Origin of the sequence: Clostridium sp. Cult2 (assembly GCF_021655075.1) — a bacterium.
In the GTDB taxonomy this organism is placed as follows: domain Bacteria; phylum Bacillota; class Clostridia; order Tissierellales; family Tepidimicrobiaceae; genus Schnuerera.
On sequence record NZ_PPXX01000075.1, the window covers coordinates 23,461 to 44,065 of the forward strand.

The following is a 20,605-nucleotide window of genomic DNA, read 5'->3' on the forward strand; positions in this document are numbered from 1 at the left end:
AATAAGTCTATTAGTTTTATGGAAAGGAGGCGTAATAATGATTAAAGTTATTACACTTGGAGACTTTGACATAGTTAAAGACAACAAATCCCTATTGAGTACAACCCAATATCCTTATAGACTGATTAAACTTTTTAAATACCTTTTAACCTTTAAAGATAAAAAACTTACCTCTGAAAGAATTATTGAAGACTTATGGTATGATGAAGACTTTATTGACCCTAAGAAGGTTTTGAGAACACAGATATCTAGACTAAGAAAGGGCATTTGTGGAGAGGAAGGGGAAGAGGTTTTTTTTAAAATCCTTTTTACTTATGGATATTATATATTTAATTTAGATGAAAAAAAATGCATATTCGATGTGGATATTTTTGAAAGGGCTGTTGAAAGAGCCAACAGCTTAAGAGAGATTTCTAAGGATGAAGCGATAAAATCTTATTATGAAGCTATTTCTATCTATAAAGGGCATTATTTAAGTGAAAGTGAATATGAAGAATGGCTTATACCAATTAGAAATAGATACGATAGGTTATATTTGCAAGCAATTTCTAGACTGTTAGAACTACTAAAGGAAAATAGAAGGTATGAAGAAATCATAGAGGTAAGCGAGAGTGCAATGCATATAGTTCCTTTTAATGAGAATTTAAATATTTATTTTATTGAAGCCTTAATAAATAAAAATGAAAAGAAATATGCTCTTAGTCACTATGAGTATATAACCTCTAAATTGTATAGGGAAATGAATATTAGACCTTCCCAAGAAATGAAAATATTGTATAGGAGGCTAATGGAAAGTTTTGAAGATAGTAAATATATCGAAATTTCCCATATTGATGAAAGATTAGGTGAACACAAAGAAAAACAAGGGGCTCTGTTTTGTGAACCTGATTATTTTACTTTTTTATACAATCTAGAGAAGAGGAGGAATATTAGAGCAGGTGAAAAGGGGAGTTTTGTTGGAACTATAACCATTAATCCATCAAAAAATATTGAAGCAAATGATGATTTGTACTTACAGCCAATGAAAGATTTGGAAGGCATTATATATACTTTATTAAGAAAAGGGGATGTATTTTCTATTTGGAATAGAAACCAAATAACTTTCATATTATATGATATTGAATATAAAAATATATTCTTAGTAGAAAATAGAATTCTAAGTAAATTTAATTCAATCAATAAAGATAAAAGAATTTATTTAGACATAAAGACAAAACCAATTTAAATAAAAGAAATAACACATGGAAAGACCGCTAAGCTTTGTAAAACCAAGGCTTAGCGGTTTTCTATTTTATGAAATCGAAATGAAGCCCTTATGAAACTAAAAAATAGCAATAATGAAATTATTGAGAAACATCATCTAGGTATATATGAATTAGAAAGATTTAAACATCATTGTAAGATTATTTAACATTATGGAGGTGATAAATAAATGAGCATAAATATCAAAAGAATATTGGCTATATTATTGGTATTAATTTTGGTAATAGGAACTGGGTTTTATACCTGTGGAGATGAAGAAACAGAAGCTCCAGCGGAAGAAAATACAAACCCAGAAGGACTAGAAGAAGGTGAGAATCCAGAACAACCAGAGGAACATTTAGTTCCAGAAGAACCAGGTGGAGATGAGGAACCAGAGGAGTTAAAGGAACCTGTAGAACCAGAAGAACCAGAAGAACCAGAGCAACCAGAAGAACCAGCAGAAGAGGATGAGGATTTAGAAGAGTCAACAGATTCTACTGATTCCGTAGAAGATGAGAATTTAGAAGAACCAACAGATTTAGAGGGGCAAATTTTAGTATATTTAATCAGATATTATCTAGATGGAGAAAATCCAGATTCATGGGAAGTGGAAGGAGTAGTATCAATAGATAATCCTATAGTAGAAGAAGTTTCCCATGAGAATATGCCTGATGGATATATAGTAGATGAAGATAGGTCAACTAAATTACCTTTTGAAATAAGTGAAGAGAATAATATAATCGAAGTCTATTATATTGAGAATCCAGGGCTAAGTTTATCGAATATTATGCCTATGGCAATTGCTACTCCAGGCTATTATTATTCAGAAGAAGGAGTAGTTGTAAAGACTGTACTTGAAGGTGAATCTATCAACGATCATACCATACCAGTGCTTATATGGTTAAAGAATGGCATAGTGTATGCAGCAGTTAAGTCTACTCATGAACTAGAGTATATGACTTTAAACACAGTAACTTCCACTGATTTTGATAGATATAACCCTTTGGTTGATATCTATGTGGATGATGAAGACTATAAACCAGAGGGACTAAAAGGTAATGTAAAAGATTCACACTGGACAGTATTTAGATTTAGTATATTTGATTTACCTATACCTGAAAGTGGGAAAGTAGACTTCTTTATCAAGGGTATAGGAGGGGGGCATGATGTAGGTGGCTATATGACAGTAATAGTTCCAACAATAGAAGTAACAGGATATAAAGAATGGGTTGGCGGAGAAAATTGGCCAGCAGTAACTTTACAATTAAAAAGACAAGTAGGTCTAGGTCCATCTGAAATTGCCAACGAAGGTATAGTAGATGGTAATGAAACTTTACCTTGGAGCTATACTTGGGAGGATATGCCAGAATATAATCCTTATGGGCAACCATATATTTATTTTATCGATGAAGCAGAAGTACCAATGTACTATGAAAAGACATTGGATGGGTTAATAGTAACAAACACCTTTATTCCTCAAGGGGAGATTACTATAACAAAATATGTAGAGGATTTTGATTCTGATAAAGATGGAGACAGGAAATTTTATATCTTTATCTACGGACCTGGGGATAAAGTCTATACTTTAAGCCTAAGTCATGGGGAATCTAATACGATAACTGGATTGGTAACTGGTAAATACAGAATAGAAGAAGTAGTACCAATGAATTATGAACTAGTTAGTATTTCACCTTCAGAAATTACACTAACTTTTGAAAGCAACGAAGCCACAGCAACAGTTACCAATAAACGTACCAATGATGGATGGTTCTGGGATGATCCAGGTTCTAAAGTAAACATTTTTATGATGAAAATAGGCTTTGTAGAATTAACCTCTAATAAAGGAATAGATTTAGCATCAAAGGATTTTGCGTTGAATACAAAAACCAATCCATTCGAATATATTTCAATTGAAAGCATTGAATATTTTAGAAGGTTACAAATGTTTAACGAATTTGAGGGGTAGAGGCGAAATTAAAAGGTGGAGGGTTAACTATGGTAAACAAAAAGAAAGCTATAGAAAATATATTATTCATCCTGTTTATGATAGTAATGGCAGTTCTAATATTTACTACTATCCAGACTAGAATAATGGGCAAAGAACCTTCCATTTTAGGTTATAGATTGTATACAGTAGATAGTGGTAGTATGAGCCCCACTCTAAAGTTAGGAGCTTTAACCATAGTAAAAGAAAAAGAAGCCAATGAAATAACCAAGGGGGATATGATTACCTATAGAGGTTCAGGGGATTCTGTAGTAACCCATAGGGTAATGGATATTGAAAATGGAGGAACCTCCTTCATAACCAAGGGGGATGCAAATGAAACAGAGGATCCAATGCCTTTAGATTCAAATAAACTTGTTGGGAAGGTAGTATTTTCTATACCCTATATAGGTTTTTTGTTAAGACCATTAAAAACTAAAATTGGATTAATCATAATAATAGTTATAATGGTGATTGGAATAATTACTCATTTCCTTGAAAAAAGAGAGAAAAAGAATGTGGGTAGTAGTGAAGAGGGAGTGAGTAAAGGAGGCATAAAATCATAAGGCATTCCCCTTTTGGGTAAAACCTTGTTCTTAACTAAAAGAAAGCCATATTAAGGATTAAGGAGGGGAAAATATGAGGAAAAAGACAATAATAATAAGTTCAATAATAGCTTTATCAGTTCTTTTAATAGTAGGCACTATGGCATGGTTTAGCGATACAAAGGTAGCTACCAATCTATTTACAGCCGGAACAGTAGAGATTGAAGTAAATGAACATGGTTTTGAAGACTTAGACAATATAAACCCTGGGGATGAAAAAACTAAAAATGTATCAGTAAAAAGCATAGGTACTAAACGATCTTATGTAAGAGTAGCATTAATACCTCAGTGGAATCCAATCAATTTAAGTACTGATGTGGTAATATTAAACACTAATGAAGATGATTGGGTATATGAAAATGGTTGGTACTATTACAAATATATTTTGGAACAGGGTGAGGAAACATCTTTGTTATTGGAAAGTGTAACCTTTGCTAGTGATATAGGCAATGAATATCAAGGTGCAACATTTACTATAACAGTTAAGGCAGAAGCAGTTCAAGCCTCCCACGAGGCATATAAAGACGTTTGGGGAATAGACAGTTTACCAACGGGAGTTGAAATATTGACTCCAACACCATAACAAATAAAATACTATAATTTAAGGGGGATTTAATAATGAAAAAGCGTAATATAATGTTAGGTTCAATAATTCTTTTAGTAGCATTGTTAGTATTGGGTACAATGGCTTGGTTTACAGATTCAAGTGAAGTAGTAAATAGTTTTAAAGCAGGTACAGTGGATATAGACTTAATAGAAAATGGCATAACTGTGGGAGGAGAATTTAATGGAATAAACATAGACAATGTTAACCCAGGTGATAACCATGAAAAGGAGATAGAAGTTCTAAGTAATGGTAGCAAGCAAACTTATGTAAGAGTTAAACTGACACCAACATGGACCTTTGAAGATGAAACTGCAGATAATACATTAGCGCCAGCTGAATATGTTGGTTTAGATTCTTCAAAATGGATACTGTCTGGTGATTATTACTACTACCATAAAATATTAAATAAAGATGATATCACAGATGCATTGATAACTGGTATTAAATTTAACGGACCTGATATGGGCAATGATTACCAAGGTGCAACCTTTACACTAGAAGTTAAAGCAGAAGCAGTTCAAGCTTCCTATAAAGCATATGAAACTGAATGGGGCATTTCTGATTTGCCAGTAGGTGTTGAGGAGTGGACAGAATAATATTAATTAATATATAGAGGCATGTATATCCCATGCCTCTTTCAAACAAAAAAAGGAGGCACCCTATGAAAGGAGGGTGGTGTATGAAAAAATCACTATCAAAAATTTTTACCACAATAGGATTTAGTTTAATAATTGCTGGATTAATATTCTCATCTTTTCTTTCTACTATCTATGCAGCTGATTTGGAGTTGATAGGAAAGGATACCGGGTTGGTAGTAGAACCTGCCAATGAAAGATTGTTTGACTTAACAAATTTAAATCCAGGAGATACTAAAACTGCAAAAATCACAATTAAAAATAATTATAATAATCCATTCAATTTATATATGAGAGCTGAGAGAATGGGAGAAGCCCCCGCTGATGGAGCAGACCTTTTTGATATTTTAATTCTTACGGTAACCCTTAAAGGAAATAAAATATATGAAGGACCAATAAAGGATTTTGCAACCTCAAATATAGCTTTAGGGAGATTTAATACCGGTAGCAATGAAGAATTAATAGCTACAGTTCATTTACCTGGACCTGAAACAGGAAACGAATATCAAGGAAAGTCTGTAGATGTAAAATGGATATTCATAGCAGAATCTATTGCACCACCAGGTGATGATCCTGGCGATTCTGATGAACCGTGGGAACCGCCAGTAACCATTCGTGATGAGGAGGTTCCAGCAGGAGAACCTAAGGCTCCAGAGAAGCCTATAGAAGAACCTAAAGAACCTATAGAGGAACCAGAGGAGCCAGAGGTTCCAGAGGAGCCTATAGAAGAACCTGAAGAGCCTATTGAAGAAATAGAGGAAGAGATTCCAGAAGGAATACCAATGCTACCAAAGACTGGGGAAGCATCCCTTGTATTGTTCTATATTTTAGGGGGGGCAATGGTATTACTTGGATTAGGATTAGGGTTTAAAAAGAAAGAATAGCTGAGATAATTCTCAGCTATTCTTATTAGAATTGAAAAGGCGATTTTATTTCTTATGAAAAGCATAATATATGAGAATATTAATATTAACTATGGGTATAACAAATATAGTTAGAGGCATTTTTAAACTATATTTTTAGTTTTTTATAAGGTATTGAAAATATTAATAAAAGATATATAATATATATGAAAAGACAAAGAAAGTCAAAGTCAAGGGAGTGATACTTTGCCAAGGATAAGTAATATTATTGAAAGATTTATAAAAGAGATGTTAGAAGAAGCGGAAAATGGGATAATTGAAATAGGAAGAAATGAATTAGCAGAACAATTTGGTTGTGCACCCTCCCAAATAAACTATGTACTTACCACAAGATTTACTCCTTACAAAGGTTATTATATTGAGAGTAGAAGGGGTGGAGGCGGGTATATTAAGATAATGAAGGTAGGAATTGAAGAAGATCAAGATATGGGGGATTTAATTATAAATGTAATAGGGGAGACCATAACTAAAAATAAAGCCTACCATTTAATTGAGGGTTTAAGGGAGGAAAAAATAATTTCAAAAAGAGAAGAAATGCTTATGAAGGCAGCTATAGAGGATACTGCTTTAGGTAGGGTTACTGTAGGTAGAAATAATTTACGGGCAGATATACTTAAAAATATGCTTCTTATTCTCATTAGATAATTAGGGGGTTAAAAAAATGTTGTGTCAAGTTTGTAATAAGAATAATGCAACAGTTCACTATACTAAAATAATAAATGGTCAAATAGAAGAACTGCATATGTGTGATGAATGTGCTATGAATAACAATGAATTTGAATTTGATACTACCTTTTCATTCCATAAACTATTAACGGGGTTGATTGATAGTATCCAAGGAGAACCAACTAAGAAAGAAGTAGAAGAGTTTACATGTCCTTATTGTAATTTAAGCTATGCTGAATTTAGACAAACTGGAAAATTTGGATGTTCTCAATGTTATGATACTTTCAAATCAAATTTAATTCCATTATTTAGAGGTATACATGGTCATAATAAACATGTAGGGAAGGTGCCCAAAAGAACTAATAAAACCCTTGCTAAAAAAAGAGAAATAGATAGACTGAGAACAGAAATGGATATACTTGTATCTAAAGAAGCTTTTGAGGAAGCAGCCATATTAAGGGATAAAATCAAGAAAATCGAGAGCGAATTAGATGTGCAAAAGGAGGAATAGGGAATGGTAAAGTGGGTTGAAGGAACAGGCTTTGAAGAAGATGTAGTTGTTAGTACAAGGGTAAGACTGGCTAGGAATTTAAAAAACTATAGATTTCCACAAAAGATGAACTTGGAGGAATCGGAAAGACTTACTCAAACAGTTCTAAATGTGATGAAAGACCTTCCCAATAATATGAACTATAAATTTACTAGGATAAACAATTTAACCCCTTTAGAAAGAGTAGTTTTTATAGAGAAACATCTAATTAGTCCAGGATTAATACAAAAACCAGATTATGGTAGTTTTTTATTGAGAAATGATGAAAATATTACCATAATGATAAATGAAGAAGATCATTTGAGAATACAAGTTTTACTTCCTGGTTTAAATTTTGAAAAAGGTTGGAAGATAGGCAATGACATGGATGATTTTCTAGAAAGTTCTTTAGATTTTGCTTTCCATGAAGATTTTGGGTATCTGACAGCTTGTCCTACTAATGTAGGAACAGGGCTTAGGGCTTCAGTTATGGTCCATCTACCTTCTTTATCAATTACAGGATATATTAAGAATTTGATAAATGGACTAAATAAAATTGGAATAACTGTGAGAGGTCTATATGGAGAAGGCACTGAGGCGATAGGTGATTTATTTCAAATATCCAATCAAATGACTTTAGGAGAAGGGGAAGAACAAATAATAAGAAAATTGAAAAATGTAATATATCAAATTTTGGATAAGGAAAGAGATGTTAGGAATAGTTTACTTGAGAAAAGGAAAAATGAAATGGAAGATAAGGTTTTTAGGTCTTTAGGTGTATTAAAGTATTCTAGGAATATGACATCTAAAGAAGCTATGAGACTTCTATCAAATGTAAGGTTAGGCGTAGAAATGGGTATAATTGATGACATAGGTCTTAAAGAGATTACAAAATTTATGATTGAAGTTCAGCCAGGTTCTATTCAAAAAAACACAGATAAAGAATTAACTCAAGAGGAAAGAAACATTGTTAGAGCTAATTTTATTAGAGAAAGGATATAGATTAGGAGGGGATAAAATGGCAATGTTTGGAAGATTTACTGAAAGAGCTCAAAAAGCTATATTGTTAGCTCAAGAAGAAGCGAAAAGATTACGTCATAACTATGTAGGTACAGAACATATACTGTTAGGATTACTTGCAGAAGGAGAAGGGGTTGCAGCTAAATCTTTAAACAAAATGGGAGTGGATTTAGATACCGTTAGAAATGAGGTTATTAGGGCTATAGGGGAGGGAAATTATAATGCAGATATTATGGGTTTTACTCCTAGGACTAAAAGAATATTTGAGTTAAGTTTTTTAGAAGCAAGAAATTTAGGGCACAATTATGTAGGCACTGAACATATATTGTTAGGACTATTAGAGGAAAGTGAAGGAGTAGCCATTGCCATATTGAAAAAATTGGGAGTTGATACATTAAAATTAAGAGAGGATATTATTAGTTTGTTATCCGATGGTGCATCTAAATCAACATCAACGCCAGAAGGAAGAAATGAATCTACTCCAAACTTAGATAAATATGGTAGGGATTTGACTAAACTTTCAGTAGATGGGAAAATCGACCCTGTTATAGGAAGAGCAAAAGAAATTGAAAGGGTAATCCAAATACTTAGCAGGAGAACCAAAAATAATCCTGTACTTATTGGAGAACCAGGTGTAGGTAAAACTGCTATAGCAGAAGGATTAGCTCAAAAGATTGTGGAAGGAAAGGTTCCAGAAATAATAAAGGATAAAAGGGTAGTAACTTTGGATTTACCTGGTATGCTTGCAGGAGCTAAGTATAGAGGTGAATTTGAAGAAAGATTAAAATCCGTAATGAAAGAATTAAAAGATGCTGGTAATGTAATACTCTTTATTGATGAACTTCACACCATAATTGGAGCTGGTGCTGCTGAAGGAGCTATAGACGCTTCTAATATACTTAAGCCAGTTCTTGCAAGGGGTGATCTTCAAGTAATAGGGGCTACTACCATAGATGAATATAGAAAGCATATAGAGAAGGACTCAGCTTTGGAAAGAAGATTCCAACCTATTATGGTAGAAGAACCTACTGTAGAGGATACTATTAAAATACTTGAAGGTTTAAGGGATAGATACGAAGCTCATCATAGAGTTAAGATTTCCGACGAAGCCCTTAAAGCAGCAGCAGAATTATCTAGTAGATATATTAGTGATAGGTTCTTACCAGATAAAGCTATTGATTTAATAGATGAAGCTGCTTCTATGATAAGGATAAATTCCTATGTAGCTCCTGATGGATTGAAGGATTTAGAGGAAAGATTGGAAGAGCTATCTCAAGAGAAGGAAGAAGCAATAAATACTCAAAACTTTGAAAAAGCAGCTAAAATTAGGGATATGGAAAAGAGTATTAAAGAGGAATTAGAAAAAGAAAAAACCAGATGGGAAAAAGAAAAGCAAACATCCAATATGATTGTAGGATATGATGAAATAGCCTATGTTGTTTCTAATTGGACTGGAATTCCTGTTAGTAGGATGACTACAGAGGAAAGCCAAAAACTTCTAAACCTTGAAGAGGTATTACATGAAAAGGTAATAGGACAAAACCAAGCAGTAGAAGCTGTATCCAATGCAGTTAGAAGGGCAAGGGTTGGATTGAAAGATCCTCAAAAACCAGTTGGTACCTTTATTTTTGTAGGACCTACAGGGGTAGGAAAAACCTATCTAGCTAAAGCTTTGTCTGAAACTTTATTTGGTGACGAGGACTCTATGATAAGAATCGATATGAGTGAATACATGGAGAAACACTCAGTGTCGAGATTAGTAGGTTCTCCTCCAGGATATGTAGGCTATGATGAAGGAGGACAGTTAACAGAAGCTGTTAGAAGAAAACCTTATTCTGTAATATTATTTGATGAAATTGAAAAAGCTCACCCAGATGTATTCAATATATTATTACAAATTTTAGATGATGGTAGGTTAACTGACTCTAAAGGAAGAACTGTTGATTTTAAAAACACGGTAATAATAATGACATCTAATGTAGGGGCTACATCCATCAGGAAGCAAAATGTATTGGGTTTCTCTGTAGCTTCTGAAGAAGAAAAAGAAGAATATGAAAAGATGAAAGAAACCATTATGGATGAGTTGAAAAGGACTTTTAGACCAGAATTTTTAAATAGAATTGACGAAGTAATAGTATTCCATTCTTTAAGGGAAGAAGATGTGAAAAAAATCGTAGGAATAATGATTAAGGATTTAGAGAAAAGAATGAAGAAATTAAATATTAATATTAGAGTTACAGAGAATATTATAGAACATATAAGCAAAGAGGGATTTGATCCAGTATATGGTGCTAGACCTCTTGAAAGAACTATAACTAAGATGATAGAAGATCAATTAGCAGAAGAAATTTTAAGAGGAAGGGTTTCAAAAGAAGACAATATATTAATAGACTTCAAAGGAGATAGACTAGTATTTGATAAGGAACCTATAGCTTAAACTATGGGTTCTTGCCTACATATCCTAGGAGGTGATAAATTTGGATTTCATATATGAGGTTAAAACTTCAAAAAGTTTCAATGAAGCTATCAATAGTATTAAGGAAAGCTTGATTAAGAATGAGTTTGGTGTTTTGTGGGAGATGAATGTGAAGGATAAATTAAAGGAAAAAGGTGTAGATTTTAATAAGAATTTTCAAATATTAGAGGTATGTAATCCTCAAAAAGCAAAAAATGTGTTAGAAGAAAATATACAGGTTGGATATTTCTTACCTTGTAAAATTGCTGTGTGTGAAATAGATGGGGAAGTGATGATAGGTATGCCAAAACCCACATCTTTACTAGGGATGATGGAAGAGACTAAATTAAAAGATGTGGCTGAAGAAGTGGAAGATGCATTAAGGAAGGCTATGGATGAGGCAGCAAAGTAAATATTATGAAATGAAAAGTCATAGTTTTTAAACTATGACTTTTCATTTCTAATTGATGACATTGTAAATAAATTGCTGCTATAATATAAATAGAACTAATATTTATATAATTTAACCTTTAATGCTAAGGAGGAAAATATGAAGAAGAAGGTTATTTATAGGTGTACTCAGTGTGGGAATGAAAGCATAAAATGGACGGGACGGTGTTTTGAGTGTGGTGCTTGGAACAGTTTTGAAGAAGTCCTTTTGGATTCTAACAAAATAGCTAATAGAAAACAAAGCCAAAAAATAGAAAGAACATCTCCGGTTAAACTGTCTGCTATAGATGTAGATTATAATCAGAGAATTGTAACTGGTATAGATGAATTTAATAGGGTATTAGGTGGTGGCATAGTAAAGGACTCTGTTATTATATTGACTGCACGGCCAGGGGCTGGCAAATCAACTTTATTATTGGAAGTATCAAATGATATTGCAAAACAAGGGAATAAGGTATTATATGCTTCAGGTGAAGAAAGTGAAACTCAAATAAAAAATAGAGCTAATAGAATTTTAGATGAAATTCCAAAGGATATTTGGATTCTATCCGATATTAGCATGGATAATGTACTAAATACCATTGATACTATAGATCCAGATTTAATAATTATAGATAGTATTCAAACCTTTAAATTGGACGAATTTAATTCTAGAGCTGGTTCACCAATACAAACTATAGAATGTGCCAATGCTTTGGTAGATATGGCGAAAAATAAAAGCAGACCAAGAGCAGTGATCATGGTAGGGCATATGACTAAGGCTAATGAGATGGCAGGACTTAGAACATTAGAGCATTTAGTGGATACTGTAATATATTTAGAAGGTGAAAGTGATGAAGAACTAAGGACTTTAATGGCAACGAAGAATAGGTTTGGACCTACAGGAGAAATAGGATTATTTGCAATGGAGGAAAAAGGCATGATACCTATAGACAATCCTTCTGAGTTTTTTATTACAAACAGGAGAAATGGGGAAGCTATTCCGGGTAGTGCATTGTCTGTGATAAAAGAAGGTTCGAGATTAATAATTGTTGAAATAGAAAGTTTGGTATCCCATTCCTTTACCCCATATCCTGCAAGGGTAGGAGACTGTTTAAGAAAAGATCAACTAAGCACTTTAATATCCATCCTTGAACAAAGGGGTAAAATCAATTTATATGACAAAAATGTTGTTATAAAGACCACGGGAGGATTAAGATTAAGTGAACAATCTGTTAACTTAGCTATAATAATGAGCATAGTATCTTCAGTAAGAGATGAAGGGATTCCAAGTGATACAGTTTTTATTGCAGACGTAGGTCTTACAGGTGAATTAAAGAGGGTTCCTTCATTAGAGGTTAGAATTAGAGAATTGGATAGAATGGGATATAGGAAAGTATATATTCATAAAGATGGAATAAAATCCAATATGGACTTTGAGAATATTGAATTGATAAGATTAAATACTCTACAGGAAGTGATTGAGCATATTTTTAGATAAAAGTTTCTAATGATGATTTTCAAAAAATAGCTTTTTATTTTGAGAATTGAAAGACCATCTATTCCATATAATATCGTATATAGGATAGGATTTGGAGGAACTTATATGGATGTAGATTTATATGAAACTTTAAAGATGGTAGCTCCAGGAACCCAATTGCGAGCTGGATTAGATAATATTATTAATGCAAAAACAGGAGCTTTGATAGTTATAGGGAATACTAAAGAGGTATTAAATATTACCTATGGAGGTTTTTATATTAACTGTGAATATAACCCCTCCTATATTTATGAATTAGCAAAGATGGATGGAGCAATAATAATTACTAGTGATTGTAGGAAGATTTTATATGCTAATGCTCAACTATTCCCCTGCCAACATATTCCATCAAATGAAACTGGAACTCGCCATAAAACCGCCGAAAGAGTTGCAAAGCAAACAGGAGTTTTAGTAATTGCCATATCCAAAAGAAGAGAAGTTATAACTATTTATAAATCGGATTACAAATATAAGCTGAAGGATATTAATGAAATATTGAATAAAGCAAATCAAGCAGTCCAAACTTTAGAAAAATATAAGGATACATTAGAACAGGTAATATTTAATTTGACAACATCTGAATTCAAGGATATAGTAAGCCTTTATGAAGTTGTCAATGCTATACAAAAAGTAGAAATGGTTTGGAGGATAGGTAATGAAATAAACATGTATATATCTGAATTGGGAACGGAAGGAAGACTACTTAATATGCAAGTTGTAGAATTGATGGAAGGTGTAAAAGATGATAGGATATACCTAATAAAAGATTATATAAACAATAGACATAAGGATTATATTACCGTTATTAAAGAAATAAATAGCTTGAATTCTAAACAACTATTAAATTTAAATTTAATTGCTAATATAATGGGTTATAATAAAGGGCTAGATACATTGGATATTAAGGTTCAACCTAAAGGATATAGAGTGCTTAGTAAAATTCCAAGAATTCCTTCCAATGTTCTAGAAAACGTAATACATGCTTTTGGTTCTCTTCAGAACATTATAGAAGCTAGTCCGTATGAATTAGATTTAGTGGAAGGGGTAGGAGAAGTAAGAACTATTAGCATAACAGAAGGTTTAAAAAGGTATCAAAATCAATTTTTATAAGCCTAACACAAAAGGCTAGGATATATTTTGACATATCTTAGCCTATAACATTTACAATTATTTAAGGCTGAAAATCCCCAAGGTTTTCATATTGCTATATTCTTTTAATACAGCATCTGATATCTTTATGTCTAAGGCATTGCATAAAGCAGATAAATAGAATATATAAGCACCTATTTCTTCTTCTAGTATCTCTTTACAACTGGGACATAAATTTCCTTGAATATGGTTTTTCATATTATTTTTAATTTCCTCTAAAGATTCTTTATTATAATCCTGTTTTGTAGCATGAATTTCAATACAACCACAATAAGTGACAGATTTAATTACAGCTCTATTAATCCTTGAAGTATATTCATCTAACTTTGTTATAATATCAAGAATACTTCTATGTCTAATAAGTACATCTTCCACTTGCTTTTGAAAATCATCGCAACTAACATTTTTTTCAATGCTTACGGTATTTCTGTCCATTTAGTCCACCCCTGTCAAATGATTATTGGTTATGTTTTTATTATACTGACAAGGACAAGTTGTTGTCAAATATTTCTATCAATATTTTTTAAATTAAAATCATCAATAAAGAGTTGACAAGCGATTTATGACTGTGGTAGAATATAATCTTTACAACCTTTAACTATTATTGTATAATATACTAAGAAGCAGTATGATAGGAGGTTGTAACATGTTCAACATTGGAGATAAAGTCGTTTACCCTATGCATGGAGCTGGGATAATAGAAGGAATTGAGGAAAAAGAAATTTTAGGAGAAAAGAGAAAATATTATATTATGAGAATGCCTATAGGTGATATGAAGGTTATGATACCTGTAGACAATGTTGAAGAAATTGGAATTAGGGAAATAATCAATAGTGATGATTTGGAAAAAGTATTAAACATTTTAAAGGGAGATAAAACAAAAATGCCTCAAAATTGGAATAGGCGTTATAGGATAAATATGGAAAAAATAAAATCTGGAGATATATTTGAAATTGCCTCTGTAGTTAGGAATCTAATGTTAAGAGATATGGAAAAGTCTCTTTCTACAGGAGAACGTAAGATGCTAAATAGCGCTAAACAAATGCTTATAAGCGAAATTGTTTTAGTAGTTGATTCAGATCAAGAAGAAACAGAAAAGCTTATAGACGAAGCAGTTAATTATGCATAAATATAAATGATAATATTTTTGTTATATTATTTTATAAATTGGTAATAAATATACTATAGGAGGTGAACTAATGATTGATAAAATTATTAGGGGAGTTATTACATTAATAGGTTTGCTAGTAGGCTATGGAATAGTTGCAGGATTTACAGCTTTAAATATAATAGATTTACATGACAAAGGTTGGATAAGTTTGGCATTTTATTTGGGCATAAGTTTAATTTTTGGAATTATTTTTTTCTTATTATCTCCAAAGATTATGAAAGCTGGGAGGATAGTAGTTCAATTTGTTGAAGTTGAGCTTCAAAAGGTTCCTGCTTACGATATTGCTTTGGGCTCTATTGGATTAATAATTGGTTTGATTATTGCATATTTATTGAGCCAACCTTTTTACAAACTTGAAATACCTTATTTAGGCGTTGCAATATCCATAGTTTTCTACGTTATATTTGGATATTTAGGAATAAAAGTTCCTACTAAAAAGAGAGATGATTTTACTAATACTATTGGGAATTTCCGTAAGGGATTTGGAAAGGATAAATTGAAGACAGATTGTAGGTCCTGTCCTAAGATATTAGATACAAGTGTAATTATCGACGGAAGGATAGCAGATATTTGTAAAACTGGCTTTATTGAAGGACCTTTAGTTATACCAGAATTTGTATTAGAAGAATTACAACATATAGCTGATTCCTCTGATTCCCTCAAAAGAAATAGAGGTAGAAGGGGGTTAGATATTTTAAACAAAATACAGAAGGAATTGGATATTGAAGTAATAATTCATGATAAAAAATTTGAAGATGTTAAAGAAGTGGACTCTAAACTATTAAAGCTTACTCAGTTATTAAAAGGAAAGATTATTACAAATGATTATAATCTAAATAAAGTAGCTGAAGTGCAAGGTATTGATGTTTTGAATATCAATGAATTAGCTAATGCAGTTAAACCAGTTGTACTTCCAGGAGAAGAAATGGTAGTACAAGTGATAAAAGATGGTAAGGAATCAGGGCAAGGTTTAGCTTACTTAGATGATGGAACTATGATAGTTGTTGAAAGTGGTAAAAAACATATTGGAGAGACTATAGATGTGTTGGTAACCAGCGTCCTTCAAACATCAGCAGGTAGGATGATATTTGCTAAACCCAAAACCATAGTAGATAGAGCAGTGTAGGACCAATTTAATTGGTCCTTATATTTTGCTTTTTTTTGTAATATTAATCTATAAAACATTTTATGTTTTTTCTATCTATGCTATAATGTTTAAGAGGTGAAATACATGTATGAAAATCACTATGTTTCAGTTATAATTGCAGCTGCTGGAATGAGTAATAGAATGGGAAGCAAGATAAATAAGCAATTTATTTCCATAAATAATAAACCTATCCTTGCTCATACCATAGAGAAGTTTGAGAGATGTAGATATATTGATGAGATAATAGTAGTTGCAAGGGAAGATGAAATAGATTATTGTAGAAAAGAAATAGTCAAAAGATTTAAATTCAATAAAGTTACTAAAATTGTAAGAGGTGGCAAAGAAAGGCAAGATTCTGTATACAATGGAATATTGGCGTTAAATGGAAGGGCTGACATAGTTTTGTCACATGATGGAGCAAGGCCCTTCGTTAAAATTAAAAACATAGTTAATGGAATAGAAGGAGCCATAAAATATGGAGCTTGTGTAATTGGAGTTCCTGTAAAAGACACCATAAAAGTAGTGAAAGATAATAATACTGTAGATAATACTCCTAAAAGAAATCTTCTATGGGCAGCACAAACCCCTCAATGTTTTAAAAAGGAAATTATTATGGAAGGTTATAGAAAAGCTATAAATGATAATTTTATGGGGACAGACGACAGTTCATTGGTGGAAAGATTAGGTATGGAAGTTAAAATGGTAATGGGGAGTTACGAGAATATAAAGATAACTACTCCGGAAGATTTAATAATAGCAGAATCTATTTTAAAGGATAAAAGTGCAATATTTAGAAGAAAAGAGTTTGTATTCCAAAGTAGATAGGATGATTAAAGATGAAAATAGGCATAGGATATGATGTCCATCAGTTGGTAAAAGGAAGAAAGCTTATAATTGGTGGAGTGGAAATTCCTTATGAAAAGGGTTTATTAGGACATTCTGATGCTGATGTTTTAATCCATGCCATTATGGATAGCATTTTAGGTGCATTAGGATTAGGAGATATTGGTAAGCATTTTCCAGATACGGATAATCAGTATAAGGATATTTCTAGTCTAGTTCTATTAGATAGGGTCTATAATATTATGCTAAAATCTGGGTATAAGGTAGGAAATATAGACGCTGTAATAATAGCTGAAAAACCTAAGATGGCCCCTTATATAGAAAACATGAAGGGAAACATTGCTAAAGTTCTTAAAACACCCTTATCTTACATAAATATTAAAGCTACTACCACTGAAAGATTAGGCTTTGAAGGTAGAGGAGAAGGTATTAGCGCTCAAAGCGTCTGCCTACTAAAATAAGACACGGGGACGGTTCTCTTGTCTTATAAAAAAGTGTTTGACAGATTATACAAGTTTTAGTATGATTAATTATAATTAATCATATGGCTATGACGGGAAATAGTAAGTGTTAATGGTCAAAGAGAGGAAATCAAAAGGTGGAAGATTTCTGGCCCCCTTAATACCTAACCCATCCTGGAGCTTTTAAGCAGAAAGTAGTATGCTTAAACGTTAGTTGCGTTAAAACTTTAAGGGGACTTAAATAGTTAAGTCTATTAGAGTGGTACCGCGGAAGCAAATCTTTCGTCTCTACTGGTTAGAGATGGAAGGTTTTTTTATTTGCTTTTGACAGTAGTTAGTAAGTAGTAGGTAATGGGACAGGGCACTGTGCCTAGGAGAGAATAAAATTTGAGGAGGAAGTAGAAAATGAGAATGTCAAAATTATATATGCCAACATTAAGGGAAGTACCATCGGAAGCTGAAATACCTAGTCATAAATTACTTTTGAGAGCGGGTATGATGCGTAAATTAGTATCAGGAGTATATTCTTATCTACCCCTTGGATATAGAATAATTAGAAAAATTGAAAATATTGTTAGAGAAGAAATGGACAATGCAGGTTCCCAAGAACTATTAATGTCCGCTATTCAACCAAGAGAACTGTGGGAGTCAAGTGGAAGGTGGGGGAATTTTGGACCAGAAATGTTTAAACTTAACGATAGAAATAGTAGAGAATTTTGTCTTGGTCCAACTCATGAAGAGTATTTTACAAATTTAATTAAAGATGAGATTAAATCCTATAAACAATTGCCGTTGAACCTATATCAAATACAGACAAAATATAGGGATGAAAAAAGGCCTAGATTTGGATTAATAAGAGCTAGGGAATTTATTATGAAGGATGCCTATAGCTTTGATAAAGATGAAAAGGGAATGGAAAGGGCCTATAAGGAAATGTGGGAAGCCTATGAAAAAATATTTACAAGACTAAAATTGAAATACAAGGTTGTTGAAGGAGATTCAGGAGCCATGGGGGGAAACCAATCCCACGAGTTTATGGCTATGGCAGAAACTGGTGAAGGTCTAGTAGCCTATTGTGATAGTTGTGATTATGCAGCTACTGATGAAAAGGCAAAGGTAGTTTATCATATTGAGTTAAAAGATGAAGAAGAAAAGGAAATGGAAAAAGTTCTTACACCTAATGCTACAACTATTGATGATTTAGTAGAATTCTTTAAAATAGAAAAGAGCAATTTTGGTAAAGCCCTAGTATATTTAGCTTCAGGTGAGGTAGTAGTGGTGATAATACCAGGAGATAGGGAGTTAAATGAGACGAAACTATGTAATTACTTAAAAATTCCAGAACATGAACTAGAAATGGCAGACGAAGAAACTATTATTAAAATATCTGGGGCAAATAAAGGATTTACTGGTCCTGTAGGACTTAAAGAAGATGTAAAGCTTATAGTGGATTCTCGAATTACAAAATTGAAGAATTTAATCGTCGGTGGGAATGAAACGGATTACCATATAAAAAATGTAAATTACGGTAGGGATTTTGAAGGTGAAATAGTTGATGATTTACTTTTAATTGAAGAAGGGGATATTTGTCCAAAATGTGGTGCACTTCTATCCATGGATAGGGGAATTGAAGTAGGCAATATATTCCAACTAGGAACTAAATATAGTAATAGTTTACATGCTACTTATCTAGATGAAGAAGGGAAAGAAAAACCATTTGTAATGGGTTCCTATGGTGTTGGTGTATCTAGATCCATGGCAGCAATTGTGGAACAATATCATGATGATAATGGCATTATATGGCCTTTAATTGTAGCTCCTTATCATGTGATAATCACCATTATTAATGTAAAAAATGAAGAACAGAAAAATCTGGGAGAAAAGATATATAAAGAATTATTAGATGAAGGATTAGAAGTATTATTAGATGATAGAAATGAAAGAGCAGGAGTTAAATTCAATGACAGGGATTTAATAGGTATACCTATAAGAATTACAGTAGGTAAAAAGGCAAATGAAAATATTGTAGAGTATTCCTTAAGAAGAGAAGAAGGAAGAATTGAAATACCAGTAGATAACATTATGGATAAGATTAAAGAGGAATTTGATAAAGAAGGAATGAGAATATAGAGAAATAAGGCTGTAAGTTTACAGCCTTATTTTGATACTACCTTTTATGGCTATTAATATATAATTATAATTTAGTCATACTAATTTGGGTATATAATTCTAACTAGCTTGTAATATTTATATTAATAAGGTATCCTATTTTATGAACCTATTTTTATATTTTGGAGGGAAGAAAATGAGGAAGAATATTTTAGTTTTTATTCTAATGGTTGTAATGGTTCTACCATCCATAGTTTTTGCAGAAGGGGAAACAGAAAACATAGTAGTTACATTAGGTAAAAACTTATCACCAGAACAAAGAAAAGAAATGCTAAAATTTTTCAATGTAGATGAAAATGTAAATATTATCGAAGTTACTAATGAAGAGGAAAGAGAATATTTAGGAAAGTTTGTTGACGAAAAACTTATTGGCACTAATGCAATATCTTCTGTCTATGTAGAAAAACTTTCAAAGGGAGAAGGTATAACAGTTGAATCTCATAACATTACTTGGGTTACCAATGATATGTACAGGAACGCTTTAATAACTGCAGGCATTAAAGATGCTAAAATAATAGTTGCTAGCCCTATTAAAGCATCAGGAACAGCAGCTTTGACTGGAGTTATAAAGGCCTTTGAAGATATTACAGGGGAAGAAATAACAGAAAAAGAAAAAGAAATAGCTAGTGAAGAGATAGCCAAAACCGCCACATTAGGAAGTGAAATTGGACAAGAAAAGGCTGAGGAATTAATAAATAATATTAAAATATATATAATTGACAATAATATTAAGAGCAAAGGTTCAATAAAAAAAGTTGTAGAACAGATGGCTAAGGATTTGGGAATAGAATTGACGGAGAACCAAATGGATCAAATAGTATCCCTTATGAAAAATATATCTAAATTAAATTTGGATATAGACCAAATTAAAGGACAACTAAAGGATATATCGGGAAAGATTGATAAAATAACGGAACAAAATATAGAGATTAAGTCTATTTTGGGACGTATATTAGATGCTATAATCAGTTTTTTCAATAGAATATTTGGATAAGAATTAAGATAGGTTTACACACAATATTAGCTGATA

The 20,605-nt window shown here is 32.2% G+C and carries 20 protein-coding genes and 1 other annotated feature; of the genes, 19 read left to right on the plus strand and 1 reads right to left on the minus strand.

Annotated elements, in window-relative coordinates; translation table 11 throughout:
- The first annotated feature begins 37 nt into the window (after window positions 1–37).
- The 13 genes from C3E90_RS08120 (at window position 38) to disA (ending at window position 13,745) form a co-directional block, all read left to right on the plus strand.
- Window positions 38–1,225: an AfsR/SARP family transcriptional regulator gene (locus C3E90_RS08120; RefSeq protein WP_236915145.1), complete on the plus strand. Its 1,188-nt coding sequence runs from the start codon at window positions 38–40 to the stop codon at window positions 1,223–1,225.
- 207 nt (window positions 1,226–1,432) lie between these two features.
- The gene (locus C3E90_RS08125; protein ID WP_236915146.1) at window positions 1,433–3,208 is read left to right on the plus strand and encodes a Cna B-type domain-containing protein; all 1,776 of its coding nucleotides are present in this window, start codon (window positions 1,433–1,435) and stop codon (window positions 3,206–3,208) included.
- A gap of 29 nt (window positions 3,209–3,237) precedes the next feature.
- The gene (locus C3E90_RS08130; protein ID WP_236915147.1) at window positions 3,238–3,792 is read left to right on the plus strand and encodes a signal peptidase I; all 555 of its coding nucleotides are present in this window, start codon (window positions 3,238–3,240) and stop codon (window positions 3,790–3,792) included.
- A gap of 73 nt (window positions 3,793–3,865) precedes the next feature.
- On the plus strand, window positions 3,866–4,414 hold the full coding sequence (locus tag C3E90_RS08135; RefSeq protein WP_236915148.1) for a TasA family protein: 549 nt from the start codon (window positions 3,866–3,868) through the stop codon (window positions 4,412–4,414).
- Window positions 4,415–4,449: 35 nt separating this feature from the next.
- On the plus strand, window positions 4,450–5,034 hold the full coding sequence (locus C3E90_RS08140; protein WP_236915149.1) for a TasA family protein: 585 nt from the start codon (window positions 4,450–4,452) through the stop codon (window positions 5,032–5,034).
- Between the two features lie 83 nt (window positions 5,035–5,117).
- Complete coding sequence (locus tag C3E90_RS08145) at window positions 5,118–5,957, plus strand: LPXTG cell wall anchor domain-containing protein (protein ID WP_236915150.1); 840 nt, start codon at window positions 5,118–5,120, stop codon at window positions 5,955–5,957.
- A 225-nt stretch (window positions 5,958–6,182) separates the two neighbouring features.
- On the plus strand, window positions 6,183–6,641 hold the full coding sequence (locus C3E90_RS08150; protein ID WP_236915151.1) for a CtsR family transcriptional regulator: 459 nt from the start codon (window positions 6,183–6,185) through the stop codon (window positions 6,639–6,641).
- Between the two features lie 16 nt (window positions 6,642–6,657).
- Entirely contained in the window at window positions 6,658–7,173 is a 516-nt protein-coding gene (locus C3E90_RS08155) for a UvrB/UvrC motif-containing protein (RefSeq protein WP_236915152.1), read from the plus strand.
- A 3-nt stretch (window positions 7,174–7,176) separates the two neighbouring features.
- On the plus strand, window positions 7,177–8,193 hold the full coding sequence (locus tag C3E90_RS08160) for a protein arginine kinase (protein ID WP_236915153.1): 1,017 nt from the start codon (window positions 7,177–7,179) through the stop codon (window positions 8,191–8,193).
- A gap of 22 nt (window positions 8,194–8,215) precedes the next feature.
- The gene (locus C3E90_RS08165) at window positions 8,216–10,648 is read left to right on the plus strand and encodes an ATP-dependent Clp protease ATP-binding subunit (RefSeq protein WP_236915170.1); all 2,433 of its coding nucleotides are present in this window, start codon (window positions 8,216–8,218) and stop codon (window positions 10,646–10,648) included.
- Between the two features lie 40 nt (window positions 10,649–10,688).
- A complete protein-coding gene (locus C3E90_RS08170; RefSeq protein WP_272879098.1) occupies window positions 10,689–11,078 on the plus strand; it encodes a DUF302 domain-containing protein in 390 nt (129 codons plus the stop codon).
- A gap of 138 nt (window positions 11,079–11,216) precedes the next feature.
- A complete protein-coding gene (radA, locus tag C3E90_RS08175) occupies window positions 11,217–12,596 on the plus strand; it encodes a DNA repair protein RadA (protein ID WP_236915155.1) in 1,380 nt (459 codons plus the stop codon).
- Between the two features lie 105 nt (window positions 12,597–12,701).
- Window positions 12,702–13,745, plus strand: coding sequence for a DNA integrity scanning diadenylate cyclase DisA (disA, locus tag C3E90_RS08180; RefSeq protein ID WP_236915156.1), 1,044 nt, complete (start codon window positions 12,702–12,704; stop codon window positions 13,743–13,745).
- 57 nt (window positions 13,746–13,802) lie between these two features.
- Here disA and C3E90_RS08185 read toward each other — a convergent pair whose 3' ends face one another.
- Window positions 13,803–14,219: a DUF1573 domain-containing protein gene (locus tag C3E90_RS08185; RefSeq protein ID WP_236915157.1), complete on the minus strand. Its 417-nt coding sequence runs from the start codon at window positions 14,217–14,219 to the stop codon at window positions 13,803–13,805.
- Window positions 14,220–14,430: 211 nt separating this feature from the next.
- On the opposite strand from C3E90_RS08185, the gene C3E90_RS08190 reads away from it, so the two are divergent.
- The 6 genes from C3E90_RS08190 (at window position 14,431) to C3E90_RS08215 (ending at window position 20,569) form a co-directional block, all read left to right on the plus strand.
- Entirely contained in the window at window positions 14,431–14,913 is a 483-nt protein-coding gene (locus C3E90_RS08190) for a CarD family transcriptional regulator (protein WP_236915158.1), read from the plus strand.
- A 70-nt stretch (window positions 14,914–14,983) separates the two neighbouring features.
- On the plus strand, window positions 14,984–16,081 hold the full coding sequence (locus C3E90_RS08195; protein ID WP_236915159.1) for a PIN/TRAM domain-containing protein: 1,098 nt from the start codon (window positions 14,984–14,986) through the stop codon (window positions 16,079–16,081).
- A 105-nt stretch (window positions 16,082–16,186) separates the two neighbouring features.
- The gene (gene ispD, locus C3E90_RS08200; protein WP_236915160.1) at window positions 16,187–16,927 is read left to right on the plus strand and encodes a 2-C-methyl-D-erythritol 4-phosphate cytidylyltransferase; all 741 of its coding nucleotides are present in this window, start codon (window positions 16,187–16,189) and stop codon (window positions 16,925–16,927) included.
- Window positions 16,928–16,938: 11 nt separating this feature from the next.
- Window positions 16,939–17,406 (plus strand): 2-C-methyl-D-erythritol 2,4-cyclodiphosphate synthase, encoded by a 468-nt coding sequence (gene ispF / locus C3E90_RS08205; protein ID WP_236915161.1) that lies wholly within the window; start codon window positions 16,939–16,941, stop codon window positions 17,404–17,406.
- Between the two features lie 80 nt (window positions 17,407–17,486).
- Window positions 17,487–17,699 (plus strand) — a binding site (T-box leader).
- Between the two features lie 112 nt (window positions 17,700–17,811).
- On the plus strand, window positions 17,812–19,536 hold the full coding sequence (locus tag C3E90_RS08210; protein WP_236915162.1) for a proline--tRNA ligase: 1,725 nt from the start codon (window positions 17,812–17,814) through the stop codon (window positions 19,534–19,536).
- Between the two features lie 175 nt (window positions 19,537–19,711).
- Complete coding sequence (locus C3E90_RS08215; protein ID WP_236915163.1) at window positions 19,712–20,569, plus strand: DUF1002 domain-containing protein; 858 nt, start codon at window positions 19,712–19,714, stop codon at window positions 20,567–20,569.
- The last annotated feature ends 36 nt before the right edge of the window (window positions 20,570–20,605 follow it).